Below are 26,468 nucleotides of genomic sequence, written 5' to 3'. Positions count from 1 at the left end.
GATACGGATTGGTAGGTTGTAATCCGCAGTGATACATCATTGCCCTGTACCGAACGATAACTACCCCTTCTAACTGAACGCCAGCTGAATCTACGTACGCGCGATGTATTCAGCAAGACTGTTGAAACCGATCACCGCTTGAGGGTTTCAACAGGGCCGTATACTCGTATCCGTCGTCGGTCGGAGCACTCGCGGAGCCCGTCGAAAACGGCGAAAACGTGTGCCGCCGTCAGCCGACGGTGGGGTGCGGAGTCGAGCGCGTCTCAGTTCCCCCCGGTCCGTTCGAGACACTCGCGGACGATCTCCGGATCGATCCCGTTCTCGTGGAAGTACTCTTCGAGGGCATCGTTGCGGATCAGACAGGGCAGCAGTTCCGACAGCGTGTCGCCGCCGCCCGTTCCCTTCCTGCTCGGGAGCGGGTCGTCGCCACCGGTCCAGACCGATCCCGTCGCGAGCGATTCGCGGGTGAAGGGGTCGCCGCTCAGCGTGGTTCCCTCGACCTGCACTCGGAAGGCGTGGCGCCCTTCGGCGGCGTCGTCGACGTTCGCTGCGAAGGTCCCGGGTTCTGTGCGTGCCAGCCGGACCGTCTGGCGAGTGCCGTCGGGACGGACGTGGTCGGCGGTGACCGTCGCATCCGACAGCGGCAGTCCCGATTCGTCCAGTGCGGCGGTCAGTGCTAGCGAACTGCCCGGCTCGAAACTCGACTGCTGGACCGAGGCGTCGAGCGACAGGTTGCTCCGGGCGTTGACCGACAGATTGTACGGGACTCCGCTGGCGATGGTCCGTTCGTACTCGTCGATGTTCGTCTCCTCGAGTTGACCGAGATACCGGTCGAACCCCTTCTCGTTGATCCGCAGGTGGACTGTCCACTCGCCAGCACGGGCCTGTCCTTCGCCGGTGTCGTAGGGCAACTGGAGCCTGAAGGCGTCGACCCGCTCGCCGTCGACGAACTGGCCGCCTGAGCCCGTCATGTCGCCGGGTTCGAGAACGACGCCGTCGGGCGTCTCGACCGCCACGTCGAAGACGTGTTCGCCCGGCGATAGCACCACCACGTCGACGCCGAGGTCGGCGCTCGATACGTCGAATGGCATACTGAGGACGCCGTCGCTCGTCTCGGACTCGGGTCGGAGACGGCCCTGCGGGTCGACGACCACCTCGCGGTTGGTGATGCCGGCGAGCACCTGCAGGAAGTACTTATCGAGCAGGAACCGGTCGTCGTCAGAGAGCTGCCCGCTGACGAGCACGTACCCTTCGTCGGGGCCGCCGGCGTTCGTGAGCCGCTGGAGCGCGTTCGGACGCACCTGCGAGGGCGTGCCGAGACCGACCGCGAACGTCTGGTCGTCCGTCCCACTGGGTTCGAGGTCGGCGATGTACTCTGGCCGGTTCTCGCGACCGTCCGTGAACACCACCATGGCCCGCTCGTCGACGTCCGAAGCCGCCGAGAGGAGCGACCGGCCGGTGATGACGCCGTCACCTATCGAGGTGTATCCGGCGTCGGTCGCGGGGTCGGGTTCCGTCGGTGAGAGTGCCCTGATCGTCGTCCGCGCGTCCGAGCGGGCCGACGAGCCTTGTCCGCCGAGTTGCCGCATCGACAGCGCCGGCGACGCGTCGGAGTGAAACGTCGCGATGCCGAGGCTGTTGCCCGCTGGCAGCAGGTCGAGGAACACCTCGGCGGCGTCCCGGAGCACCTGTACCCGGGTGCGGTTGCCGTCGCCCGACGCCGAGGCCATGCTCCCGGACTCGTCCAGCACTACCGCGACTCCCGCGGTCGGTTCGGAGATGGTGTTGGCCGTCAGCTGGACCGTCCAGCGCTCGTCGGTCTCGGGGCAGTAGATCGTCGCCGACCCCGAGGCGTTCGTCCCCGGCGACTGTCCGGTGTAGGTGAGCCAGACGTTCGCCTCCGTCTGGGCCGTCTCCGCGTCGGTCGAGTGTGTCCTGGTCTTCATAGCCGGTTTGACCGAGAAGGGGGCGGTCACGTCCTCGACTTCGAGGGTGACGGACGTCTCGCAGCCGACGACCTCGAAGACCGCCGCTCGCGAGGTTTCGCGACCTTCAGGGACGTCGTTGAAAGCGAGCGTGGTGGGCGACCCGGCCGGTCGCGTCAGTTCGACCCGCGGCGGCGACTCGTCGTAGACGTATCCCATCGAACGGTAGTCGATCGTCGTTCCAGGGTCGATGTTCCACGGCGGCATCTGGGTCCCGAGCTTGTGGCCGTCGGGCGCGTTGCTGTTGGTCGGCGGGAACTGCTCGGCGTCGGGGTGACGCGCCTGCCAGTCCGCCCAGAGTTTGTCGATGAAACAGTGGTGCAGGAAGAATATCGGGTCGTTCGGCGAGGTCATCGGACCCATGTCGCCGCCGATCCAGACGTGGCCCTGGTTGTGCAGGTACGCGCTGCTGGATGGCTGGTCCGACGGCGAGTCGAAGTTATCGGCGGGCGGCGGCTGCCAGCCCTCGAGGACGTTCCGGAACGACTGGGTTCCCCAGTCGAATCCTTCCTCGTAGAAGTTCTCGATCTGCAGTGCCGCCTCGACCGTCTCGGCGTCGGGCAGATCGTCGACCGGGTCGAGACTCCGCCGGAGCCGCACCTCGTCCGAGGAGTCGTACTCCACGAGGGAGACCTCACCGAGCGGCGTTCTCTCGTGACGGTATTTGATCCACCAGTCGTACGAATCTGACGGGTCCAGCCCGTCCTCGACCGGTCCGACCGAGTGGTTCGACGCGTCCTGATCGTCGTCGATCGACAGCTCCGTTATCCCACCGAGCAGTCCGTCCGTCGGGTCGTTCGGGTCGCCGCTCAGTACCGGTATCTCCTCGGGCTGGCCGAACGAACCCGACTTCTCCGCGTCCGCTGTCCAGTCCCAGTACGGCAGCGTGACACCCGGGACCTGCTCTTGGAGTTTCTTCTCGAACTCGCGGATGTACTTCCTGTGCCACGGGAGAAACGCCGGTCCCCCGTGGGCGTCGTTCCGTGGCCCCTGTCCCTTGGAACGCCAGGACCCCGACTGTTGCTCGTAGGCCGTCTCGAAGTGCGTCTTGACGAACCTGTCGTACTCGCCGCTGTCTTTCAGTTTCCGGACCGCGGTGACGAAATCGCGCCGCTCGTCCTCCGTGAGATCACGAACACGCTTACGACAATCCATCTACCACACCTCCGGATCGTCGTCGATCAGTGTCTTCGCTATCTCCTCCAGCGAGAGGTACTGCTCGTACGGCCGCTCCGGCGTCCAGTACGTGCCGTCACTGTCCGAGACCGCTATCTCCGTCCCGTCTATCGCCAACTCGGGACCCTCTTCGTTCAGTACAATTTCGTGTCTCCCGTACTGCTTTGTTTTCTCTGCCATGGTGACCCATCACCAAGTTTCCAGTTACTTTCCAGTTACATAATAATTATTCAAGGTTTGTGATACACAATATATGTAAATCGTGGGACGGCGCTCCGGTATTCAGTAGAGCGGCGAGTCGAGTGCGCACGTCGGGCGGATGGCTCCATCGGACGGTATCAGCGAACAACAGACGTCCGAGAGCAGCAAGACCGACGCAGCCCTCTGGGCGGGCCGTACGAGGTCCGATAGCCGTTCGATCGACGTTTCAACGGGGCACAGTCGTTATTAATTATTCATGTGTACTAGTACCATGGGTCAATATAGCAGTGAGACGCCAATCGACGATATAGCATACCTCACCCGATCCGAACACCGCGCGCCAACGCTTATCGCGCTCACGGTTCGTCCCCGGAGTCGCTCCGAACTCTGGGAGATGACCGGCGTTTCGGAGTCCACGATCAGACGTACGCTTAGCGAGTTCGAGGAACGCGATTGGGTTCAAAGGGACGGGTATCAGTACGAAGTGACACAGCTGGGCGCTTTCATTGCTTCAGCGATGGCGGAGTTGATCGACCGAGTGGAAACCGAACGGAAGCTACGCGACGTTTGGCGATTACTACCGGGCGAAGACAGCGGTTTCACCATCGATATGTGTTCGGATGCAACCGTAACGGTGGCCGAACCCGAGAATCCATCCCGTCCAATCGCTCGTTTCTGTTCGCTACTCGAGGACACAGAGCGGTTGCGATTTACCGGACTCGACGTTGCCATGCTTGATTCGTGTAAGCAGGAACTCTGTGAGCGAATCGTCGACGGCATGGAAACAGAGCTGATTAACCCGCCGAGAGTGGCCAATTACATTCGCTCGGACTGCCCGGGGCTGTTCTCGGAGGCACTAGAGAGTGGCAATCTCGACGTCCGACTACACGATGCGTTACCGCCGTTTGGGGTCAGTATCTTCGACGACCGAATCGCAGTAACTGGGTACGACCGCGAGGCTGTTACGGTTCGGGTTCTGGTCGATACTGACGACGCGGACGCACGTGATTGGGCGGAGTCGACGTTCACGTCCCACCGACGAAAGACTCCGATCCTCCCCATCGAGGACGACCTTTGAGGCGGTACTCGAACACCTCGACCACGACCGGACTGTTTGACGTTCGTCATATCCGACTCTGTTGAAACCCTCCATCGCTGAGGGTTCGCTGCGGTGGTGCTGAATACAGAGCCGTCGCTGTCACTCCGAAATCAACTCGCTTAGTTACCGGTAGACTCGCTCGAGAGCCCAATCGATGTCCAGCGGGACCTCCTCGCCGCTCACATCGAACCGTTTGAACCAACTCTCCGCCATGTCTCGTTTGAGCGCCGCTCTGATCCCCGCGTGTGGATCGCTCTCCACGAATCGTTGGAGCGATTCGCCGCTTTCCCAGGCAGCGACCGCCCAGAACTTCTTCTGGGTCAGTTTGGCGCGCAGGGCATAGCCGACCAGCCCAGCCGACTCGGCGAGTTGCGCTTCTATCTCCCGGGTATGCCAGAGAACTTTCGGCACGGTCCGGTACCCCGAGGGGTGCAGATACCCGACGACTCCTGTGAGTTCGGATTCCGGGTCAGGTTCATCGAAGGATTGCCAGGCAAACTCCATGGTTCCTGTTAACGTACAACCATGTCCGAGATAACCGTTCCGTCACTGCACCCCTGACAGCGGTCACGAGGGACCGACAGTCGTCGGTGGTGCCGACGACAATTCGTGGGAGTGCTTGCTGTAGTCATGCGCTGTATTCGGCACGCGGAGTCTGTCAACTGCTGAGAGCGTCAGCGGAGTCTCGTATCCCCGCTCTCGGAGAGTTCACTGGCCGGAGTAGACGATGGGAGCGATATCGATCCCGGGGGTGGCCACGGCGTTCGCACTCGACTCCACGCGGGACGATTGGGCCTTCTGAGGGCGGTAAAAAGCGTTCGTAACGGAAAAGAGAGAGTGGTGATCGACGGTGTGTCGCCGTCCAACCAACTCGTATGCGATGACGACAGGTTTGCATCACCTGCGCGATCGTCAACGACTGCCAACCCCGCAGGCATTACGGAGGGCGGTACCGGCTGCGCGACCATTACTAGTTAGTTATCTAACCCTTCGAGATCATACTACATCTTGCCGCAAGGCAACGGAAACGACAATGGCTGACGCATACAAGCTCGACTGTGAATCGGAAGCGGGCGATTGCCGATTCATCGTTCAGTCGGAAGACGAAACCGAAGCGATCGAACTGGCCAAGAAACACATGCGAGAGGGTCACGGACAGGACTACTCGGACGACGAACTCCGGGAAGAACACCTTCAGGTGGTCTAACCCATGGTATCCGAGCGGCAGGTCAACCACGGCGTCGATACCGAGGAACTCGCCGCGTTCGCGGAACACGCCGCCGAGAATCCCGAGGAGGTCCAACTCGGACTGAGCGCCCGATCGACTTACGAAGGAACGTGCGCCCACAGTCTGGCGACGATAGACTCGTACGTCCTCGGTGGCGAGACGATCCGGCGCGACACCCGCGAGTACACCATCCCGTACGGGGGGTGGAAGGAAGTGTTGGCGGCCGGCGGCTGGGTCGGGGCAACGGATCGAATGGAACCGATCGAGGTCGCGCTCTCCGCGCTCGTCTCGTGCATCAACGTCGGCATCACCATCAACGCCGTCGCAAACGGCGTCGATATCGACCACCTCGAGACGCGCGTGCGCACCGACTTCGACCCGAGTGTCCTCTTCAGTGTGGACGATCTCGGGAACGCCGATACGGTGTTCGAGAACCTGACCGCCGAGGTCGAGATCGAGAGCCCGGACCTCGATAAGGACGAAGTCGACGAGTGGGCCCGACGGGCGCCAGTCTACACGCTCGTCTCGCTCGAACAGGACGTCAACCTCAACGTGAATACACCTGCCGAGGTGGAAGCCGACGACTGAGAGGACAGGCAAATGGCAAACTCACTCGACGTCGACAAACTCGAACAAGCGGTGAAATCGGTCTACCAAGACGTCGCTGAGGACCCCGGCGAGGAGTATCACTTCGAGATGGGGCGACCGCTGGCGGAACGCCTCAGCTATCCGCCGGAACAGCTCGATCAGATTCCCGCGGCGGCGATGGAATCGTTCGCCGGTGTGGGGTACCATTTCGACCTCGCTGCCATCGAGGACGGAGACGACGTGCTAGACCTCGGCAGTGGATCGGGCACGGACGTCTTCGTCGCCGCACTTCACGCAGGAGATTCCGGAAGCGTGACCGGGTTGGACATGACGGAGCAACAACTCGAGAAGGCCCGCGCGTTGCGCGACGAGGCGGGAATGGAGACCGTCTCCTTCGAGCAGGGGTACATCGAGGATATTCCCTTCGACGACGGGACCTTCGACGTCGTCATCTCGAACGGGGTCATCAACCTCTCACCGGACAAGGAGCGGGTGTTCGCGGAAGCCCAGCGGGTACTCGTTCCCGGCGGCCGGTTCGCCATCTCCGACATCATCAGCGAGGAGGTGATGCCGGAGAGCATCAAGAACGACGAGGACCTCTGGGCGGCCTGTATCGGCGGGGCCGAACAGATCGACCGGTACACGGCGGCCATAGAGGACGCTGGCTTCTCGGTGACGGACGTCCGAGAGAACACGCAGTACGAATTCATCTCGGAGCGGGCGGCGAACGCGTGCGAGAAGTACGGCGTCAAGAGCATCTCGTTAGGGGCAACCAAGTGATTACCATGGCGACAAACCAATCGGTCGCGGACGAACAGGGAGAACAGGTCCAGTACGAGTCACAGGTCCGGAACGGAGCCGCGTTGATGGCACTCGCCGGTATCGCGTTCGTCGGGTACGGAGTCGTGTTTCTCGTGTTGAACTTCGTGGGGAGTGGCTTCGAACTCGGCGTCAGTACGCTGGCTGGGATGACGAGCGCCGATCTCGATCCGGCGGTAGCGTACTACATCAGTCACCTCCACGTCGCCACCGCTGCGTTCATCATCTCGACGGGCATCGCCATCGCGGGCCTTTCGTGGTACGGCGTCCGCCAGCGGCTCACGTGGGCGTGGGCGACTGCGATCGTCGCCGCCGTTGTCGGCCTAGTGCTCGCCTTACCGATGCACTGGACGGAGGATGCGTTCGCTCATGACTGGGTGACGCATCTCGGACCGATCTACCTCGCGACGATCGTTTTCGTCGTCGGGGTCGTGTTGTCGTACCGCGGACTGCGGACCGCCTAGCCGATCGTACCGCACTTTCTCTTCACGGACGATCTCACTATCCGTTCTCGTACTGCAGACAGGGCATACCCCCGAACGAGTCCCTGTTTCGGGACCTCGTTGCCGCCGAGTGTCCCGTTCTGTCGACCTCGACGTCGCCGTCGAGGCCGGGTCGTCGCCGAGATGTTCCGACCCGGTACTGGTGGATCAGCTACCGGGTCGCCGGACTGCCAATACTGCCGCCCCGAGTACGGCAAGCAGCGCGACTACGGCGGTAAAGCCCGGCCCACTGTCACCGGTCGTCGTAGTGGCTGTCGTTTGTGCTGCTGTTTGCGTGGCAGTAGTCGGTGTGACGTCAGTCGCTGTGGCCGTCGCCACTGGCGTCGCCGTCGGCGACGGTGTCGGCGTCGACGTATCCGCAGTGACGCCAACTGGCAGCGGGCGACCGATCGCGAACGCCGAGAACCCCGGCGTCTGGGCTTCGAAGACGCCATCACCGAGATGCACCGTCTCCAGTGCCTGCCACCGTCCGCCGTGGTGACGGTAGATGGTCACGTTCGAGGGGTCCGTCTCGTTCGAGAGGGTCGAAAGCGGCACCGAGACCCGCACCGACGCGGTACTGATCTCCGAATCCGAGAGTCCGCTGACGGTGGCCCAGAAGACCGCTTCCGTCGTCGCCGTCTCGACCGGCGGCACCCCGGATGCGTCGGTCGACGGCGCGGTAACCGAGACGGTGAATCGCGATGTCGCGGCGTTCGGTGTCAACGAAACCCGTGTGACAGCGCCTGCAGTCGAGTTGGTCGTGTTCTCGAAGTCGACGTCGACGGTCGAGTTTGCCCGGACGTTCGTCACGGTCGCGTTGGCACCAGTCCCGGTGTCTACGAGTTCACTCTCGACGGGTGTCGGTGTGGGCGTCGGCGTCGGGGTTGGTGTTGTCTCGGGTGCCGGCGCCGGCGCCGGTGCCGGTGCTGGAGCGCTCGAGCCACCGCCGTCGCCGTCGTCAGCGCTGGCAACGGAGAGCGTATTCGATGTGGCCGTGGTCTCGATGCCAGCCGCGTCGATGGCTGTTACGGACACCGAGTGCGACCCATCGGACACGGTAGGGCCCCGATCGACCGAAACACGCCCCGTGTAGGTACCGTCCCCATCAGCATCTGTCAGCGAGACAGTGCCGGCGCCGAACGCTGCAGCGTCGGCCGTTACCGTCGTGATGCTGGAGTCGGCATCAGAGACGGTCGCCGAGACGTCGATCGTGTCGCCGTCGCTGACCGCACCATCGCCGTCGGTGGCGTCGGTAATCGTCACGGAGTCGACTGTCGGCGGTGTCGTGTCGGCGGGTGCGAGCGCAACGTCGCCCTCGGAGTAGTGGATCGGAACCGTGAGTCGGACGCCCTCGGCCGTCACCGTCGTGGACGCAGGCTTGGTCGCGTTGCCCATCGACGTGACGGTGATATTCTGTGCGTCGTCAATTCCCCACCGAGTGAGAAGAGAGGTAGGGAGGAACGCATCGAAGAACCCCCGGTTCTGCGTGTCGTTGACGTTGTAGTGTGGTGCGCCGACGTGGAGGGTGAGTGCGTCCGTCTGGGCATCGTACCGAGGCATCCCGAACGTCTGTGCGTCGGTCAGCAACATCGTCCCGGTGAACTGGTTCCGGCGGCTCTCGGTGAAGGTTCCTACGTCACTGACCGCCATATCGACGGTGGCGTTGGCGGCCACGTCGGCGTGTTCGCTCTCGTTCCAGTCGCCGCCGTTCTGTAGCTTCGATTCGTTGTACTGGACGGTGGCTGGTCGAGTGGTGACGTTGATCGCGGTCCTGTTGGGACCGAGCGACGTCGTCGTCCAGGTCGCGTTGCGGCCAGCCCCCAGAATCAACCGCGGCGTCCAGTCCTGAACCGTGACGTTGATCGCGAGCGTCGTGTTCGAAGCGACGCCCAGATCCGACAGGTCGGTTCTGTCGGTGAGGGCTGTCGCCGTTCCATCACGCAACTGGATCTGGAGCAGGCCATCAGAACCCTGCGTCAGGTAGACGTTACTCGTCAGGTTCGCCATATCGGACGGTCTGGTACCGTTGACGTGTTCGACGGACACCGTCTTCGTGACGAGTGTCACCGTCTCGTTCTGGTCGGTGGCCCCGTTGTTGCCCGAGGAGTCGTTGGCGGCGACCAGACTGACGGTGTACTGGCCAGGGGTACCGAGGTCGGTCGTGTTGAAATACGACCCCTGTGCGGTCCCGAACGCTGGGTCACGAAGCGTCCGGACGGTCTGGCCGCTCGCGTTCGTGATCTGGACTTCGACAGCCGAGAGACTCTCGTTGCTGTCGAAAGTTGTGTAGAGCGAGCGTGTGTCGACGACCTGCACTGAGAAGCCGGAGATCGCGGGCGGCGCTCGGTCGCTGATGGCCACGTCGAGTCGGTTCGTGTCCAGCGTCCCGGTGTTGCCGGCGTCGTCAGTCGCTGCAACCGTGACGGCGTAGCTACCGTTGGCAGCGGCTTCAGATGCGCCGACACTGAGTGTCGTGTTGTAGACGCCGTCGTCGTTGCTGTCCGAGAGTGTTACGTTCCCGGCACCGAACGAGGAGGCGTTGGCCGTGACGTGCCGAATCTCGGAGTCGTCGTCGCTGACGCCCACGGTTAGCCGGACCGTATCGGTACCCGCGACTTCCGCATCGCCGTCGGTCACGTCGACTGCTGACGCATCGGAGAGCGTGGGGGCAGTCCGGTCCGTGAGTGCCAGTTCGACGGTGCCGGTCTGTGCCGTCGCCGTCGCCCCGACAGCGTCGGTTACCGTCACAGGTACCGTGTACGTCCCGTTGTCCGCCGCTGCAGACGCATCGACGGTGACCGTCGCGTTGTAGACCGTATCGTTGTCGCCGTCGGTCAGCGTCACGTTGCCGGCACCGAGGACCGAGGCGTTCGCCACGACCGACTGCACGCCACTCTCTGAGTCCGTCGCGGTCACGTTGATCGTCGCGACGTCACCACCATCGAGGGTCCCATTTCCGTCTGTCTCGTCGACGACCGTTGCCGAACGCACACTCGGTGGGGTGACGTCGGTTCCAGTGGCGGCGTCGACCACCGCCCAGCCATCGACCATTCCGTATCCAGTGCGATTGTTCGGTTCGCTGCGTTGTACTGTCGTGGTCTGGTTGGTAAGCGCCTGCGTGAGCCGAGACGCCGTGACCGACTCGTTTGTGCCAGCTACCAACGCAGCGACGCCGGCGACGTGCGGTGCCGATGCGGACGTCCCGGAAAACGTCCCGTACACGTCGGAGTTCACGCTACTCGGTGCGACAACGTCTGGTTTGCGGCGGCCGTCGATAGTCGGTCCACGAGAGGAGTACGCTGCCAGCGTGTCGTCGGATTCCGCCGTCGCCCCGACGGCGATCGCGTTCGAACCCGCCGCTGGCACCGTAACGCTCATCTCCGAGGTCCAGTACTCGGGCGTCGACCCACCACGGAAGAACGTGTTGAACGTCGCGTCGCCGTTTGCATTCACCTTCCTGATGTCCAGATAGAGGTCCCGAGTCCCGGACAGCGAGCTGTTCTGGATGATCTCACGCGGCGGGTACGTCCCGTCTTGACGATTCGTGGAACTGTCGACGACTGCACCCGAGGTATCGATCAGATACAGATCGTAGTCTTCGGTTCCGCGCTCCCAGTCGTCCCACGTCGTCCAAATGTCGACCGACGACGGCGTGCCCAGATAGAGCGCTTCGTCGGTCCCGGCGAAGTTGTGGTAGCTATCGGCATCGCCATCTTGGAAGGTCCCGTTCCAGTGATCTCGATTGCCGTCGTTCCCGGCCGAGTTGATCCAGACCGTTCCGTTCTCGACCGTCCGATTCACGTCTCGGTCCATCGCGGACTGGCCGTCGAGTGGCAACCCGTAGTAGCTCATCGACATGGTGACGACGTCGGCCGAAGTGTTCTGGTTGATGTAGTCGACCGCTTTCTGCCACTCAGTGTACGTATCGGCTTCGATGGCGATCAGCGAGGCGTTCGGTGCCGTATCGACGACGAGTTCGCTGACGGCTGTCCCGTGTTGGTCGCTCTCGTTGGTGAACGTGCCTCCGGGGTCGTAGTAGTCGGCGACGTGGCCCCGTATCTCTGGGTGTGTGAGATCGAAGCCGCCGTCGATGACGACAACCGTGGCGTTCTCGCCGGTGACGCCGCGGTCGTGGACCTGCGTCACGTTCATGTTGTCGAGGCCGTCGCTGACGATGTGTCCCTGATCACCGGCAGTCTGTGGACGAATGGGACGTCGAACACGAACGACCGCCTTACTGTCTGTGAGTGCCTGTATTGCCGCTTTCGGAACCATCGCCTGTACGGAGTCATCAGCCCGAACCTGTATCCGACCACCATGGTTCTCGATCAATTCGGTGACGGCCGGTCCGTTGCCGTCGGTGGCGCGAACGACGACCTGGACGAATTCGACGTCAGCAGTCGTCACAGTGCCATCCGGACCGTCGGTTGCGAGGTCGTCCGCCAGTCGTGATCCGATTTTTTTGCTCCGGGTCGAGTCTGTGGTCGGACTGGCCGGTGTTGGCTCGTTTGGATGGCGCCCCTGATTGCCGGCTGTGCGTAGCACCGGTTCCCCGGTGGTCGTCTCAGCTGGCTGTGTCGTCGACGGCGTACTGACTGCCGTGCCCACGGTCGGCGTGACCACCGACCCAAGCACGAGGAGAACCAGCGCGAGTGTGAGTACCCGGCGCATCTCAGGCACTTCCCGGGCGAAGCGGTGGTTCGACCCTGCTCACGTTGCGGTCCTGAGTGACGTCGACGAGCGAATCGACAGGTACCCACCCTTGGACACGGTCGTCCGAGCGGATGTCGACCGTGATACCATAGCCCTGTGGCAGTGTGCTGTTCGCCGTGAGTATCACGACGGCCTGCACAGAGCCGTTCTGTAATCGGAGCCCGTGTGACTCGGCGTAGCGGGTCCGATTGTCCGCACGCGTCAGCTCGTAGAGTCGGTCGTCCAGTCCCGCCGGCTGTGCCGGTGTGGTCTGGCGCGGTGCTGTCGTTTCAGTCGCTGAAACCGTAGTATTCCCCTGATTCGGTGTACTGACACAGCCGGATACCGCAAGAAGTGCTGTCAGTAGACCGCAAATCCCCACTACTCTCCATGCAGCTATCACGTATTAGCCAGATCGAGTATCTTAGTAAAGTATTTTGATTCGAGATATCTCACGTTAGTATATCAGCTGCTGCGGAGACAATTGCCATCGCAAGCGCACCTACTGTACGATAGCGAAGCGCTATCGCGATTGAGCGGGCGACAGTACTGCGACGTAGCCGTCCACTTCGGAGAGTACCGGTTCTGATACCGAACGGACGCGATCCGACGTCCCGTCGAGACCGGCGTTCGCGAGAGCGAGGCGGTCGAATCTGGAACAGCAACGCCGGCGTCGACACGCGATAGAGCAGTAGCGCGACGCCGAAGACGCTCACTGGGCCCAGGACTATAGTAGCCATTGAAAATCAATGCACACCCGACCGCACGACGGTGGTGCGGTCAGTGTGTGAATCGTTTCAATTGTTACTATAGAGAGACACTGTTCTCTGAGGACGAGCTGGGTCGAAGCAGTACGGTTGCCAACAATTCCAGACGACAGTCTTCCACGGTGACCACGCAGTAAGTGGCTTTCTTGTCAGTAGTCTATACCGAGTGGGTTAAGTTGTCGTAGCAAGTGACGCTGATATGGTTTCGAACCTCCCGAATGGAGGTCCTCCGCGACAATTTTTGGGTTCTGCTATCGAGATGGCCCCGAATAGCGCCGCTATCCTCGACGCCGACGGGACGATTCTCGCGACGAACTCTGCGTGGCAAGACAGCGCCGAAACGACCGATAGTTGGTTGCATCCTATTGGGGATGGAACAGATTATCTAAAGGCCCTCGACACAGCCGAATCGACGTCAGCGAACCGCGTGGCTGCCGGAGTCCGGGAACTGTTAGCGGGGGACCGCGAACAGTTCGAAATCGAGTACGCCTGTGAATCCCCTGACGGACCGCGATGGTTCGCGACGCAGGCGACCACCGTCGTGCACGACGGCACAAAGCACGTTACGATCACTCACTGTGAGACCACCGCCCGGAAGGACGGTCAGCGGGTCTTGCGCGAGGCGTGTGAAATCAGCACAGCGCCCGACCGCTCGTTCGACGAACAGATTGCCGAACTCTTAGAACTCGGGCGTACCGCCATCGGAATCGACTATGCAACCCTCTCACGTGTACAAGACGAGAAGTACGTATTCGAATCGGTCGCGACACCAGCAGCCGACGACCTTCGGGGGACAACAGCCCCGCTCTCGGCGTTCCCGAATTGCGAGCGCGTCGTCGAGCAAACCCAGACACTAGTCCGTAGGGACGTTACAGAGCAAGCCCCTGAACTGGCGGATCCCGCGTGGGGAATCGAGAGTTACATCGGCGCACCAGTCACTGTCGACGGGGAGGTGTACGGCACTTTCTGCTTCTATAGCATGGACCCGCGTGCCGAAGCGTTCCCTGACTGGGCGGTGACGTTCGTAGAGTGTCTCAGCAACTGGGTGGGACACGAACTCGAACGCAGAGAACGCGAGGAACAACTCCAGCAGATCAAGACGACCGTCTCTGACGTCGTCTGGGTAAGCAGCCCCGAGAAAGACGAGATCGAGTTTGTCAGCGACTCGTACGAAGACGTCTGGGGCCGCCCGCCCGAAACACTGCGTACCGACGCCACGTCGTTCGTCGACGCCATCCATCCCGACGACCGGAAGCGAGTACAAGAAGCGCTCGTCGCCCAGCGGACCGACCCTGACGCATACGAGGAGACATACCGCGTCGTCCAGCCAGACGGAGAGATACGGTGGATTCACGACCGGTCGTCCGGCATCTACGACGACAACGGGACGCTCCGAGCCATCGTCGGCATCGCCAGCGACATCACTGAACGCAAAGAGCGCGAGCAAAAGTACCGGCGGCTGACCGAGCGGATTACTGACGCCTACTACGCCTTCGACGCCGATTGGAACGTCACCTACTGGAACGACACCGTCGCGGACCGTGGCGATATGCCAGCGGCGGATATCCTCGGCAAGCATTTTTGGGACGTGTATCCCGAACTCGAAGGGACCGTCTACGAGGAGACGGTCCGGAACGCCATGGAATCACAGGAGCCGAAGTCGTGTGAGTTCTATTACGAGAGCGACGACTACTGGATCGAACTGCAGGCGTATCCCGATAAAGGAGGGGTCAGCGTCATCTCACAGCAGATTACCGAGCGGAAAAAGCGCGAGCAGACGCTCGCACAGCAGCGGGACGAACTCACCCAGCTAAAACGGCTCAATACGCTCGTTCGGAACCTCACACAGGCACTCCAGAACACGACCACGCGAGACGGCATCGAGACTGCCGTCTGTGACCGTCTGACCGACTCCGACCTGTACCAGACGGTCTGGATCGGCACGCGGAGCCAGTCGGACTCGAACGACTCGACCGTCGTCCCACAGACGAGTGCCGGCGTCGGCGACGACTATCTCGGCGGGATTCCGGGCGGCGAACCGGGCCCTGCACTCGTCGCAGTCCAGACAGGTGAGATACAGGTCATCGACGATATCGCCACTGCGGATCGATTCCCGGACTACCGACGAGAGATAGCGCTCGAAAACGGGCATCACTCGCTTGCGGCGGTCCCCATCGCCACTGACGAAACGACGTACGGCGTGCTGGTCGTCTACACGCCACGAGAACACACGATCAGTGAGGCCGAGCAGGAAGTACTCGTCGATCTCGGGCGGAGTATCGCACTCGCCATTCAGCGAGTGCACAGCCAGCGCTCGCTTACAGCCGAGACCGCTGTTGCTCTCGAATTTCGGATTGCCGATTCCGCGATCGCTTTCGCCGAAGTAACGGTCGAGCTAGGATGCGAACTCGAACTCGAACAGCGTGTTCCGACCAGCGGTGGCGGCTACATCTATTATCTCACGGTTCTGGGAGGTGATTCAGCACGGGTATGTGACCATCTGGAGGAGGGATGTCTGGTGAGAGACAGTCGCGTGGTGCGTGCCACGACGGACGACGAGCCGGGACTCGTCGAGACCCGTCTCGAGGAGACACCTCGGCTGCCGCTCGACGTCCTCACTGACTATGGCGCGTCCATGACGAGAGCGCGCGCAGACGACGGTGACATCTCACTCAGTGTCGAACTGCCACCGGAAGTGGCTGTCGGCTCCCTGCTTACTGATCTCCGTGAGATTGTCCCCACGATCGAGGTCGTCAGTAAACGGCACGTCGACCGGCCGACGAGGACAGTAACCGCCCTGCGAGAGCAGGTGAACGATCTGCTGACACCGAAACAGGGGGCTGCGATCAAGGCGGCCTACTCGCGAGGATACTACCGCTGGCCACGCGATACGACAGTAGAGGAACTCGCCGAAACGTTCGACATCTCTTCGCCAGCGCTGCACTACCGACTCCGGAAAGCACACCACACCGTGATTTCGTCCCTTTTAGACGAGTAGCTGGCAGAATAGCACATCCGGTCGTACTGTGCAGGTCGCGGGTGTACAGCCACGAGACGGGCAGGACGGCGAACGGGGTTGTGCCGTGTGACAGCGCGTCGTCGATGGGCAGTCCGCCGTCGCGGAGTCGATGGTCACCGGCGAGCGTCGCCAGCGATTGAAATCCCTCGTCGGAGTGTGAGACCGAGAACTGCTCCAGCACCTCCGACGCTACCGGTGGCGAGTCCGAGAAGGAGCCGATACGACGCCGTCCAGTGGACGGGTCGGTTACGGACTCCCAGCTCTCCTCGGGGGACGCGTCGATGACGATGCCGGCTCTGTCGGTGACGTATTACCTTCGAATACAAGCTCTACTCCGCCCACTGCCCCAGTTTCGTAAGAACAAACACCAAAACAGATGCCCGTGATGGTATAGGTATGCAAGCCGTCCTCGTCGACGGAATCCTCGAATCCGTACGAATAGGTGTCGGATTCCTCTGGACGGCGGCGTGGGCGATCATCATGGGCCTGGTGATCACGAGTCTCGTTCAAGTCTACGTCTCGAAAGAGCGGATGGCCAACGTACTCGGAGAGGGGAACCTGAGTGGCCTCACGAAAGCAACCGTATTCGGCGCCGCGAGTAGTGGTTGTAGCTTCGGCGCGGTCGCCATCGGGAAGGGACTGTTCAAGAAGGGAGCGCACACGGTGAACTTCTTCGCGTTCATGTTCGCCTCGACGAACCTCATCGTCGAACTCGGGCTGATGATCCTCATCCTCCTCGGCTGGGAGTTTCTGGTTGCAGAACTCCTTGGCGGCGTCGTCCTCATCGCCGTGATGGCGATCCTCGTCCATCTGACGCTCCCCGAGAACCTCTTCGAGCAAGTACGACAGGAACTGAATCAACGCGACCACGAACAGGGGATCACTGAGGACCCGACCTGCGGGATGGAAGGCAAAGACGAGTACTCGATCACGACCGACGGCGGCGAGACGCTGAAGTTCTGTTCGGAAGGGTGCATGGAGACGTACCAGCAGGAGGCCGCAAGTAGCGGCGGGTGGCGCGACGAACTCCTCTCGTGGGGTGGCTGGTACAAGATCGGGAACCAGTACCGCAAGGAGTGGTCGATGATCTGGACGGACGTCGTTGCGGGCTTTCTCATCTCGGGATTCGTTATCGTGTTCGTCCCGCAGTGGGTGTGGAACACGCTCTTCCTCCAGGGTGATGGACTCCTCGTCAGTGCCGAGAACGCCATCATGGGCGTCGCCATCGCCGTTCTCAGCTTCGTCGGGAGCATGGGGAACGTCCCGTTCGCCGTCGCGCTGTGGGGTGGTGGTATCAGCTTCGCGGGCGTCATCGCCTTCGTCTACGCCGACCTCATCACGATTCCCGTCCTGAACGTCTATCGGAAGTACTACGGCTGGAAGGTGATGCTGTACATTCTCGGCGTCTTCTTCGTCACGATGGCGTTCACGGGCTTCCTCATGGAGGAACTGTTCAACGTCCTCGGCATCGTCCCGGATCTGGCCGGCGGGGAGACGGCCGCCGAACAGACGTACTTCGAGCTCAACTACACGTTCTATCTCAACATCGTCGCGTTCGCCCTCTCTGGCTTCCTCCTCTATGTCTACCGTCGTGGTCTCGGTGCGCCCGGGCAGTACCGCGACCCCGTCTGTGGGATGCGAACCGACGACAGCGGGCCGAGCCTCACCCACGACGGCGAGACGTACTACTTCTGTTCGCAGCGATGCAAGCGATCGTTCGAGAACCGTCCCTCCGAATTTGCACAGCAACACCCGCGAGTCTCAGGATCGGGAGGGTCCCAGAACCATGAGCATCACTGAACGCCACGGCTTGATTCCAAGGGTCGCGGCCAGGCAGTCCCGAGTCTTGTCCCGCCCAATCACAACTGGTACACCGATGTCTCGCCAACTCTCAGGCATGAACAAGCATAACGGCAGGTCGAGGTGGGATGGATGAACCGACAGCGAGCCGATACAGTGGTCGGGCTTCTCGTCGCTGCCGTCCTCATCGTCGGCGGAGCACTCAGCTGGCAAGCGTACCAGCAACAGCAGGCCTTCGACCAGATGGGGTCGATGATGGGCACGTCGATGGGGGCGGTTCACGGAACGAACCCGCTCTGGTACGTCCTCGGTACCTTCCTCATCTCGGCTGTCATCGGTGGAGGGTATCTCGCGATCCGTGACGACCTCACTAGCACAGACGTAACCGTCCGCTCACAGAATGAAATGGCGAACCCGACCGACCCCGAGATCGCCGAATCACCGGAGGAGGCCACACAACCAGATGGGGCCATCAATCCAGAGTCTCAGCCACAGGCTCGCGTGTTGGACCTCTTGCCAGATGATGAACGCCGCATCCTCGAACCGGTCCTTTCCTCGCCCGGCATCACGCAGATCGAATTACGGGATCGCTCGGACTTCTCGAAGAGCAAGGTGAGCCAGACGGTTAGTGCCCTCGAGAAACGCGGCCTGCTGTACCGCGAGCGCCAAGGGCGGACGTATCGTATCTATCCGAGTGACGACCTACAAGAGAGAAGTAGGTGAACTAGCGGGCCATTTCCGCCGATACAGAACCATTCACCGGGTGCTGAAATCGAACCGAGCGATGGTCGTATGACCCTCCTTCAGCGCGAGGCCTATACTCGCTGAGTACGAAAACACGGGAAATGACCTCCACAGGATTCTCCCGTCGCAGGCTTCTCCAGTTGACGGGCGCATCTACTCTCGGAGCGCTCGCGGGCTGTGCCGGTCAGCTACCGGGCACCGGCGATGACGGTGGTCGTGAGGTAACGCCACGCTCGACAGTCACGTCCGAGCCAGATAGCTCCGTCAGCCTTACCGCTGGGTCCGGGACGATTCGGCCAGCCCCCGAGACTTCGACGACGAACTGGATGTACGAGGGTCAATTTCCGGGACCGGAATTACGCGTTCAGGAGGGTGACGTACTCAGCGTCGAGTTGACCAACGACCTTCAAGAAGAGACGACGATTCACTGGCACGGGGTTCCCGTTCCGAACCCGGTCGACGGCGTGCCAAACGTGACGCAAGAACCCATCGCCTCCGGTGAGACGTTCACGTACACGTTTCGTGCCGAACCCGCTGGCACGTACTTCTATCACAGCCACGTCGGCCTCCAACTCGACCGGGGATTGCTCGGGCCACTGATCGTCGAAGAGCGTGAGCCACACGTCGAGTACGACCGCGAGTACGTCGTCGTCGTCGACGATTACCTCCCTGGAGAGCCGGAACTCCCCTCCGGCGGCGGCAGGGGTGGGGGAGGTGGGATGATGGGTGACGTTCGTCCACCGTACGAGGGTCTCCTGCTAAACGGTCGGCTTCCAGCGGATCCACCGACGTTCGGAGTGGCAGAAGGGGAGCGGGTGCGCCTCCGGTTCGTGAACGCCGGGAGCGCGACAGTCTTCGGTGTACGAATCGCAGGCCACGAGATGACAGTGACCCACGCCGATGGTCGACCTGTCGAACCCGTCGACGTGGACTCGTTCGTCTTTGGGGCCGGTGAGCGCTACGACGTCGTGATTGAGACGACGAACCCGGGCACGTGGGCCGTTCAAGCGGATGCGCTCGATGGAAACGAACCACCAGCCAGGGCTGTCGTCGAGTACGAGTCAGCGGGCGGGGGGAGCCCACAGCGTCCGTCGTCGGCCAGTAACCGACTGCAGTACGGAGACTTGCGGGCGATCTCCTCACTCGACGGGGTGAGTGGAGATCCGGATCGAACGTTCGATCTGACGCTCTCCCGCGGCAGAGGCCAGTCCTACACGTGGACGATAGACGGGCAGGCCTACCCGGACGCCGACCCGCTCCAGGTCCGGCCCGACGAACACGTCCGAATTCGGATGACCAATCAGAGTCCGGTCGTTCACCCGATGCACCTTCACGGCCACTTCTTCCAAGTCGGCAACGCGATCAAAGACACGGTTATCGTGCCCGGGCATAGAGGGCAGGTGACGATTGACTTCCACGCCGACAACCCCGGCCGGTGGTTGTTCCACTGTCACAACCTGTATCATCTCGATGCGGGGATGGCGCGTGTCGTGAAATACGTCGAATGATCTGGTTGAAGAGCCGGTTTCGGATCGTTCATACTATCGTTCGTGTGGTCTTGGCCCTGTCCGGGAGAGGAAGGATTGAGGGGCCACCCCAGCGAATGCGAGCCGGATGAACGATTCTATTCCTGAAAAACGTTTAGAGCGCCCTATACACGTTCTCGAACGATCTCCTGTGTGGATTCACACCCACGTTGATAACTCCCGAGCAGTCCTACGAGTAACCGAGGAGAAAGACAATGACCAACTTCACACTCGGCCGCTGGCTGCTCGTGGCGCTCGCGATCGTCGGACTCGCGTTCGCCGCGCCCGTGGTCAGCGCACACGGCACCGACACGACCGCTGACGACGCGCCCACGGACAATGCCACCGCAGATGGATGGGCCACTTGGATGGAGGCACAGATGACCGAACACATGGGTCCGGGTAGCGTCGAGTGGATGGAGTCACACATGGGTGTGACCGTCGACGAGATGGCCCAAGATATGGCTGGCGAGGAATACCACGACGGGGCTAACGACGACTACAACGGCGGGATGTACGGGCAGGGCCACTGCTGACGGCCCTGACCGTTTCGATCGCTCCAACTGAACACCACGATTCACCAACGCAGGATAATGACGCAACTCACCACTCACATCGGACGCACTGCTCGTCGACTCGCGATACTCGCCGTCCCGCTGCTGGTCGCGGCGACTGGAACGGCTGCTGCCCACGGCGGTGGGAGCTACGGCGGCGGTATGATGGGCGGCGACTGGGGCCTCTTCGGCGGAACGATGGGCCTCTGGGGAGTCCTCTGGATGGGGCTCCTCGTCGCCGTCCCCCTCTACCTCGTCTATGCGCTCCTCGACCGAGGATCCGGTGGAAACGAAGAGCAATCGCTGTCGGTTCTCCGTGAGCGCTACGCCCGCGGTGAGCTCTCGGACGACGAATTCGATCGACGGCGAACACAGCTCGAACGTACCGGATGACCGCAGCAGTTGCTGTTCCAGCCGATACACCACACCCCAACGCCCGCCGTTGCGGCACCAACCGTTAACCCCGTGACGGGGCGTGTATTTTACGAGCTACGCTCATGCGTAGCACATTGTTGATTTCAGAGCGGCGGTCGAACATCGTGTTTGAGTGCGTCTCATCCCGGTTTTCGGTACAGCTTCCGCCGGAGTTGGAACGCTCTGAGATACTGTGTCAGCTTGTCCTTCGAGATACCTTGATGGGGTGAGAGCCACCGTCGCGTCAGCGACACGTGGCTCTCGCAGCTGTTGACGTGCATCTCGGCGTCGGCGTATTCACCGTCACCGTGGACGACGTACTCGCGGGTGAATGCGTCGTCTTCTTCGAGCGGTTCGTACGCTCGAAAGCCGTCGGTATAGACGGTGAACGACTCCTGCTGGCGGTCGACCAACAGGAGTCGAATCGTCGATTCGTCTGCGGCTTTCGCCGGGATCACGTACCGCTGTCCAGTACCTCGGTCAGCGAGAATGAACACGGATGGCTTGTCGCCATCGTAGGAACCACGGCCACGCGCCTGGTTCCGAGAATTCCGCGAACTGGGGCTCACAGTCGCCGTTTACAACCTCGAGCGTTCGATCAAACAGTGACCGCTACACCGGATTCAACAAGGAACTGTCAGACAGGACAGATAGCCTGACGGATTACTCAGCCGTCAAACGGATCTTCAATATCGCCCGAAGCCCGTCGAGTCCGGCGACGACGACTAGTATCTGAATCAGAACGACTACCTGGTCGATGGCTTCGTTAATAACCACGAACAGAAACGATATAATCCCCCAATGGATCAATAGGTTCCCGATTATCTTCTCCTCTCTTTGCTGACCTTTCTCTCCGGTTATGACGGTCCTGTGCGGTACGAATTCGATCTCGAATACCCGGGACGGTACTTTCTGTTCTCTAATTGCGTATCCGAGGACCAGGAACACTACTCCGAAGGCGACGTATCGTAAACTAAAACGACGCTATCGCGTCAAAAACCGAAACCATAACTGTCGGTTCTCGTCACAGACAAGAGAATCTTACTATACCGGATTTACTATTACAATAAATAGTTACAGAATTAATATTATTTATGAATGGTATTCAATTGTCGATATTATTAATTTAAGTAGGTCTGGTTCGAACTCAATGACCGATCGAAATGGCCCACTGGACAGACGCACAGTCCTCAAGAATGTTGGTGCGGCATCGGCGTTGACTATCCTTCCGCTAACAGTAAGCGCGAAAGAAAGCTACCCAACAGTCGACGAGGGAGACCTAAGTGACGCTCCGCTTTCCGAGATAGTCGTCGATTCGCCCGAATCGGCCTCGGAGCATCCACACCACAATCGGATTGCCTTCTCGACGTCCGTGTTTAGTGACGGACTGGAACTGTACGTTGCAGACGGCGTGGACTCTCTCACGTCGAATCCAGACGCGATATACCAGTAACGTCGGCCTCGGTAGCGGGCGTTCTTAACGTAACCTGGAAGAAGGGGAACCGGGTCCAGTTCTGGCGAGATGGTCTCGTGTACGAACTGAAAATTCCCCCATCGCACAAAGCGTTCGAACCGAAACAAGTGGACGAACGAACAGTTCCGGGAGACGCCGAAGTCGACGGAGGTGAACACTAATGGCGTACATCGACATCAACTACTGCGAGGCCGTTCCGGACGCAGCTGGTGGTGGAGAATTGTGTGCAGCAATTCAGGACAGCCCGACTGAGGAGCGACGCGAGTGCGCTCACGGACGCGAGACTCCCAAGATATTCACTATCGACGGCAACATAGACCTCATCAGCAACGCGCTCTTCGACATCAACGGGATTCTGGGTCGGCGTCAACGACTGGAACCAGCCGTGCATCTACATCGGAAACGAACATGCCCCGGTCTGCGTGGACGGAACGGAGATCGCACAGCCGGTTCTCGCTCTTTGACGACGCCGGCGTCGGAATTCGAGAGCTCAGCTCTCGATGAGCCTATTGCGGCAGCTACCGTCGATGCCGACCAAGCCAACGCCATCACGGCTGCCGCCCACCGGCTGGACACGGTTTCGATTTCGCCCCTGCTCGATGATATCGACGAAGAGGCGGCGACGCTGATCGAGGACCTGCTGGCTACACTGGAGTCGCTCCGAACGGGCGACGTCGAAAATGCGACCGAGACGCTCCGACGGCTGTTAGACGACCGGTTCGACCTGGAGCGGCGACCGAGGATTATGCCAGCGGCGCCGACCGAACCGTCGAACAGCGGGCCTACGACCCCGTGGACGAGGTCCGCTCCTCGTTCGAGGCGCTGGAGGCGGTCAATAGCGACCTCTCTCCGTTGGCACTGTTCACTCGCGCCTTCGATGGTGGGCCGGTTCGAATCCCGCAGAGCGCTGCCGGCAGCCACGTCGAAGTGATGGGCCTGCTCGACGCCCGGATGCAGTCCTTCGAAAGCCGATCGGGGATTCGGTTATATCGAGAGAGTTAAGCAAAGGTTCTCGATCTCAGGAGCAAGCGAGATGACCTGTGCTTTACGTTGTAACTCCTGTCGGCGTCGCTCGATACGATCTTCGAGCTTCGAGAGTCGATCCCGCTGTCTTCTAATTGCGATATCCATGTCAGTCCCAGCTTCTGCCTTCCGCTCATAATCGGCGATAAACGTCTCGATCCGTTCCCGTTCGGATTCCGCATATGCTTCAAGATCTGCAAGTTCTTGCTGTGTCTCTTCACGCCTCCGTTTCTGGAGTTCGTCCCGACGTGACTCGACTCGTTGACTAATGTATCGGTCGGCAGACGACCGCATCTCACCCTCGTTTTCTAGCAGGACTCGAATCGGCGCTTCCTCGGGCGAACCTTTGATGCTATCCCCATCGACGACTCGCTGTCCGAGACGCTCTTGGGGATCGTTGTGTGCTGCATCGACGAAGACTGGGAGGATCTCTTCACGAATCACGTCGCCGGTACCGTCCTCAAATCGGACTCGGTAGTTGTAGGTGATCCCTGGGTCGTCGACGAACGGGAGCATCTTGAGACCAACCGCACCCTGTTCGCCGTCGAGGACACACTCCATCAACTCTTGGACCAGCTGTGCATCCGGGGAGATATATTCGATGTCGTCGTGATCCATCGCGAACTCGCGATTGAATGTGAACGGACCATAGGGCTCGCCATCGGTAGTCCGACTGAGCTCATCGGGTAACTCGGCGCGGAACAGATTCGTTCCGGCTTTCTCGACATCGCCACCAAGTGCCCCGATCCCACGTTCGAAGAACTCCCGAATGTCGGCCTCGCTGCCGTAGACGTCCTCGGATTGATCCATCACTTCTTGGATCTTCTCCCGGCTCTCCTGGTCGAAGGTACTCGTGTCGACGAGACTGCGCTCGTACCACTCCTGGAGCGTCCGCTGTCGTTCGTCGATGAGTTCTTCGAGTTCCGCTTTCGTCGCACTCGCTGGTTCGTCATTCCGGATGGACTCCATGATGAGCGAGTCCACGTCGATATCGTCGAGCATCCCGAGGACGTCAGCAGTGTTTCCGAGCTTCCCCCGGATGGTCTCGACTTTGTCCTGGAGCATCTCGAAGATCTCACCTTCGCGAGTATCCTCGAACGTGAAGTTCCACACCTTCACTTCCTTGTCTTGGCCGTACCGGTGGAGGCGACCGATCCGCTGTTCGAGCCGGTTCGGATTCCACGGCAGCTCGTAGTTGACCATGATGTGGCAACTGTGCTGGAGGTCGATCCCTTCGCTCGCCGCGTCAGTCGCGAACAGTAGTCGAGACTGTCCGTGGTTGAACTCGTCTTCGATCTTCGCCCGGTCCTCTTTGTCGACGTCACCGTGGATAGTTAGAATCTCGTCGGCCCACGGTTCGTCCTTCACGAGATCGAGAATGTAATCGAGCGTATCCCGGTACTCGGTGAACAGCAGCACCTTCTCGTTCGGGTTCTCCTCGAGTAGTTGCTGGATGTACCGACGGACTTTCTGGGCCTTCGAATCAACCGGGATTCCTTCGGCGAGGGAGACGAGGTCACGAAGCGTTTCGATCTCCTCTTCGAGTTGGGCGTCGCTCTCGGTGATAGTGAGCCCTGCAAGCTCTTCCTCTGCCTTCCGCTTGTCTTCTTCGTCGAGGTCTTCGCCTTCGAGGTAGGCAGTGGCCTCTTCGGAGAGTGAGGTCGCAGTGGATTGCTGGTCGACCAGGTTCGCCAGCCGCCGGCTTAGGGTGGCTTTGATCGCTCCGATACTGCTCACGAGGCGCTTCTGCATCAGCGCCATCGCGAAGCCGACTGCAGGCTCGTTGAGCTGCTCCGAGCGGTTGTAGACGTGTTTGACGTACTCGGTGACTGCTTGGTAGAACTGCCGCTCTTCGTGTGTTCGCTCGACGGGAATCGTCCCTACTTCGCGATTCGGGAAAATCCGTTCACCGTTGTCGTCGTAGATCGTTTGCTTGCCGCGACGCATCATCACGCGGTCGACGGCCTCCTTCGAGAGTTCCTGATCTTCCGCGACGAGGAACGGGTCGATGTATTCGACGAGCGAGCGGAAGGCGTCTCCCTTGCCGTCGTGTGGGGTCGCACTGAGGAGGAGTAGCGAGTCGGAATTGTCGGCGACACGTTCCACCATCTTCGAGGTCTTGCTCGGGGACTCGCCGCGCTTGGCCGCCTTGTGCGCTTCGTCGACGACGACAACGTCCCAGAACGCATTGTCGAGCTCGTCGCGGAACTCTTCCTGACGCAGAAACGCCATGCTCGTAACCATCTGCTGATGGTCCTGATTCCAGACGTTGGCCTCCTCGCCAAGCCGGCGTCGCTCGCCTTCGACCCACTGCCGGTCGCCAGGCGTCAGTGAGAGATCGAAGAAGCGGTCCATATCTCGAACCCACTTCTTCTGGAGATGTGCCGGAACGACGAACAGCACCCGATCTGCCCGGTTGCGTGCAGTGAGTTCTTTGAGGACGAGTCCCGCCTCGATCGTCTTGCCCAGCCCGACGTCGTCGGCGATGAGCGCACGCTGGCGGAGCTTCTGCATCACCCAGTTGACGCAGGCCAGTTGGTACGGCTCCAGGCGAACTAACGAGTTGGAGATGCTGAGCAGTTGCCCTTGCTCGTGGGCGATCTGGAGCTGGAGGGCCTGCGAGCGTAAGTCGAACCACTCCGCAGAGACAGCGCCGTGATCCGGATGCAGTTGCCCGGCAGTTGCGGTATCGAGTGTGCCCAGTTGTTCTCGCTTCGGCTCGATGCTCACGTCGCCGATGCAGACGGTCTTCACACCGACGTCCTCGACGTAGGCTCTGAGATAATCGAGATCGCCGACGGAGTACGTCTTGATGACCTCGGCGGGCTGTTCGTTGAGGAGAATCGTGTCTCCGGGTTCGAGGTCAGCCATCGG

19 protein-coding genes and 1 pseudogene are annotated in these 26,468 nt (G+C 61.0%); 13 read left to right on the top strand and 7 right to left on the bottom strand.

Annotation, left to right across the window (positions count from 1 at the left end; genetic code table 11):
* Positions 1-263: 263 nt before the first annotated feature.
* Both IEY28_RS11235 and IEY28_RS11230 read right to left on the bottom strand, forming a co-directional pair.
* Complete coding sequence (locus tag IEY28_RS11235) at positions 264-3,140, bottom strand: tyrosinase family protein (RefSeq protein WP_188997433.1); 2,877 nt, start codon at positions 3,138-3,140, stop codon at positions 264-266.
* On the bottom strand, positions 3,141-3,341 hold the full coding sequence (locus tag IEY28_RS11230; RefSeq protein ID WP_166973906.1) for a hypothetical protein: 201 nt from the start codon (positions 3,339-3,341) through the stop codon (positions 3,141-3,143).
* A 292-nt stretch (positions 3,342-3,633) separates the two neighbouring features.
* On the opposite strand from IEY28_RS11230, the gene IEY28_RS11225 reads away from it, so the two are divergent.
* The gene (locus IEY28_RS11225) at positions 3,634-4,440 is read left to right on the top strand and encodes a helix-turn-helix transcriptional regulator (protein ID WP_188997431.1); all 807 of its coding nucleotides are present in this window, start codon (positions 3,634-3,636) and stop codon (positions 4,438-4,440) included.
* A gap of 144 nt (positions 4,441-4,584) precedes the next feature.
* Here the strand turns inward: IEY28_RS11225 and IEY28_RS11220 are convergent, their stop codons facing one another.
* Positions 4,585-4,965, bottom strand: coding sequence for a hypothetical protein (locus tag IEY28_RS11220; protein ID WP_188997429.1), 381 nt, complete (start codon positions 4,963-4,965; stop codon positions 4,585-4,587).
* 529 nt (positions 4,966-5,494) lie between these two features.
* Between IEY28_RS11220 and IEY28_RS11215 the strand changes: the two genes are divergently transcribed.
* The 4 genes from IEY28_RS11215 to IEY28_RS11200 are packed head-to-tail and all read left to right on the top strand — an operon-like array spanning position 5,495 to position 7,560.
* Positions 5,495-5,668, top strand: a complete 174-nt coding sequence (locus tag IEY28_RS11215; RefSeq protein WP_188997427.1) for a DUF1059 domain-containing protein — start codon at positions 5,495-5,497, stop codon at positions 5,666-5,668.
* 3 nt (positions 5,669-5,671) lie between these two features.
* The gene (locus IEY28_RS11210; RefSeq protein ID WP_166973893.1) at positions 5,672-6,277 is read left to right on the top strand and encodes an OsmC family protein; all 606 of its coding nucleotides are present in this window, start codon (positions 5,672-5,674) and stop codon (positions 6,275-6,277) included.
* A gap of 12 nt (positions 6,278-6,289) precedes the next feature.
* The gene (locus IEY28_RS11205; protein ID WP_188997424.1) at positions 6,290-7,057 is read left to right on the top strand and encodes a methyltransferase domain-containing protein; all 768 of its coding nucleotides are present in this window, start codon (positions 6,290-6,292) and stop codon (positions 7,055-7,057) included.
* Positions 7,058-7,062: 5 nt separating this feature from the next.
* A complete protein-coding gene (locus IEY28_RS11200) occupies positions 7,063-7,560 on the top strand; it encodes a hypothetical protein (RefSeq protein ID WP_188997422.1) in 498 nt (165 codons plus the stop codon).
* 186 nt (positions 7,561-7,746) lie between these two features.
* Here IEY28_RS11200 and IEY28_RS11195 read toward each other — a convergent pair whose 3' ends face one another.
* Entirely contained in the window at positions 7,747-11,733 is a 3,987-nt protein-coding gene (locus IEY28_RS11195; protein ID WP_188997420.1) for a S8 family serine peptidase, read from the bottom strand.
* A gap of 165 nt (positions 11,734-11,898) precedes the next feature.
* Between IEY28_RS11195 and IEY28_RS20770 the strand changes: the two genes are divergently transcribed.
* The 7 genes from IEY28_RS20770 to IEY28_RS11165 all read left to right on the top strand — a co-directional run bounded on the left by IEY28_RS20770 (position 11,899) and on the right by IEY28_RS11165 (position 21,076).
* Entirely contained in the window at positions 11,899-12,033 is a 135-nt protein-coding gene (locus IEY28_RS20770) for a hypothetical protein (RefSeq protein WP_268239438.1), read from the top strand.
* A gap of 1,434 nt (positions 12,034-13,467) precedes the next feature.
* Positions 13,468-16,038: a bacterio-opsin activator domain-containing protein gene (locus IEY28_RS11190; RefSeq protein ID WP_188997418.1), complete on the top strand. Its 2,571-nt coding sequence runs from the start codon at positions 13,468-13,470 to the stop codon at positions 16,036-16,038.
* Positions 16,039-16,455: 417 nt separating this feature from the next.
* The gene (locus IEY28_RS11185; RefSeq protein ID WP_188997416.1) at positions 16,456-17,859 is read left to right on the top strand and encodes a permease; all 1,404 of its coding nucleotides are present in this window, start codon (positions 16,456-16,458) and stop codon (positions 17,857-17,859) included.
* A 132-nt stretch (positions 17,860-17,991) separates the two neighbouring features.
* On the top strand, positions 17,992-18,582 hold the full coding sequence (locus IEY28_RS11180) for a DUF7343 domain-containing protein (protein ID WP_188997414.1): 591 nt from the start codon (positions 17,992-17,994) through the stop codon (positions 18,580-18,582).
* A gap of 122 nt (positions 18,583-18,704) precedes the next feature.
* Positions 18,705-20,111, top strand: coding sequence for a multicopper oxidase family protein (locus tag IEY28_RS11175; protein WP_188997412.1), 1,407 nt, complete (start codon positions 18,705-18,707; stop codon positions 20,109-20,111).
* A 233-nt stretch (positions 20,112-20,344) separates the two neighbouring features.
* Positions 20,345-20,665, top strand: coding sequence for a hypothetical protein (locus tag IEY28_RS11170; RefSeq protein WP_188997410.1), 321 nt, complete (start codon positions 20,345-20,347; stop codon positions 20,663-20,665).
* 57 nt (positions 20,666-20,722) lie between these two features.
* On the top strand, positions 20,723-21,076 hold the full coding sequence (locus tag IEY28_RS11165) for an SHOCT domain-containing protein (protein ID WP_188997408.1): 354 nt from the start codon (positions 20,723-20,725) through the stop codon (positions 21,074-21,076).
* A gap of 161 nt (positions 21,077-21,237) precedes the next feature.
* On the opposite strand, the gene IEY28_RS11160 is transcribed toward IEY28_RS11165, so the two are convergent.
* Both IEY28_RS11160 and IEY28_RS11155 read right to left on the bottom strand, forming a co-directional pair.
* Positions 21,238-21,666: an IS1595 family transposase gene (locus IEY28_RS11160; RefSeq protein ID WP_396275568.1), complete on the bottom strand. Its 429-nt coding sequence runs from the start codon at positions 21,664-21,666 to the stop codon at positions 21,238-21,240.
* 94 nt (positions 21,667-21,760) lie between these two features.
* Positions 21,761-22,045 carry a hypothetical protein gene (locus IEY28_RS11155; protein WP_188997406.1) on the bottom strand — a complete coding sequence of 95 codons (285 nt, stop codon included), beginning with the start codon at positions 22,043-22,045 and terminating at the stop codon, positions 21,761-21,763.
* 1,049 nt (positions 22,046-23,094) lie between these two features.
* Here IEY28_RS11155 and IEY28_RS20975 point away from each other — a divergent pair.
* Positions 23,095-23,537, top strand: a pseudogene (locus IEY28_RS20975) (PD-(D/E)XK nuclease family protein); the annotation flags it as partial.
* An 18-nt stretch (positions 23,538-23,555) separates the two neighbouring features.
* Here the strand turns inward: IEY28_RS20975 and IEY28_RS11145 are convergent.
* Entirely contained in the window at positions 23,556-26,465 is a 2,910-nt protein-coding gene (locus IEY28_RS11145; RefSeq protein ID WP_188997404.1) for a helicase-related protein, read from the bottom strand.
* Between the last annotated feature and the right edge of the window lie 3 nt (positions 26,466-26,468).

The organism is Haloarcula pellucida, from assembly GCF_014647235.1.
GTDB classification, from domain to species: Archaea; Halobacteriota; Halobacteria; order Halobacteriales; family Haloarculaceae; genus Haloarcula; species Haloarcula pellucida.
This window is presented reverse-complemented; position numbering and strand designations above follow the sequence as displayed.

Coding starts and splice junctions, on each gene's coding strand:
- IEY28_RS11235 (WP_188997433.1), bottom strand. CDS start 3,140: ATGGATTGTCGTAAGCGTGTTCGTGATCTCACGGAGGACGAGCGGCGC.
- IEY28_RS11230 (WP_166973906.1), bottom strand. CDS start 3,341: ATGGCAGAGAAAACAAAGCAGTACGGGAGACACGAAATTGTACTGAAC.
- IEY28_RS11225 (WP_188997431.1), top strand. CDS start 3,634: ATGGGTCAATATAGCAGTGAGACGCCAATCGACGATATAGCATACCTC.
- IEY28_RS11220 (WP_188997429.1), bottom strand. CDS start 4,965: ATGGAGTTTGCCTGGCAATCCTTCGATGAACCTGACCCGGAATCCGAA.
- IEY28_RS11215 (WP_188997427.1), top strand. CDS start 5,495: ATGGCTGACGCATACAAGCTCGACTGTGAATCGGAAGCGGGCGATTGC.
- IEY28_RS11210 (WP_166973893.1), top strand. CDS start 5,672: ATGGTATCCGAGCGGCAGGTCAACCACGGCGTCGATACCGAGGAACTC.
- IEY28_RS11205 (WP_188997424.1), top strand. CDS start 6,290: ATGGCAAACTCACTCGACGTCGACAAACTCGAACAAGCGGTGAAATCG.
- IEY28_RS11200 (WP_188997422.1), top strand. CDS start 7,063: ATGGCGACAAACCAATCGGTCGCGGACGAACAGGGAGAACAGGTCCAG.
- IEY28_RS11195 (WP_188997420.1), bottom strand. CDS start 11,733: ATGAACGTGACGCAGGTCCACGACCGCGGCGTCACCGGCGAGAACGCC.
- IEY28_RS20770 (WP_268239438.1), top strand. CDS start 11,899: ATGGTTCTCGATCAATTCGGTGACGGCCGGTCCGTTGCCGTCGGTGGC.
- IEY28_RS11185 (WP_188997416.1), top strand. CDS start 16,456: ATGCAAGCCGTCCTCGTCGACGGAATCCTCGAATCCGTACGAATAGGT.
- IEY28_RS11180 (WP_188997414.1), top strand. CDS start 17,992: ATGAACCGACAGCGAGCCGATACAGTGGTCGGGCTTCTCGTCGCTGCC.
- IEY28_RS11175 (WP_188997412.1), top strand. CDS start 18,705: ATGACCTCCACAGGATTCTCCCGTCGCAGGCTTCTCCAGTTGACGGGC.
- IEY28_RS11170 (WP_188997410.1), top strand. CDS start 20,345: ATGACCAACTTCACACTCGGCCGCTGGCTGCTCGTGGCGCTCGCGATC.
- IEY28_RS11165 (WP_188997408.1), top strand. CDS start 20,723: ATGACGCAACTCACCACTCACATCGGACGCACTGCTCGTCGACTCGCG.
- IEY28_RS11145 (WP_188997404.1), bottom strand. CDS start 26,465: ATGGCTGACCTCGAACCCGGAGACACGATTCTCCTCAACGAACAGCCC.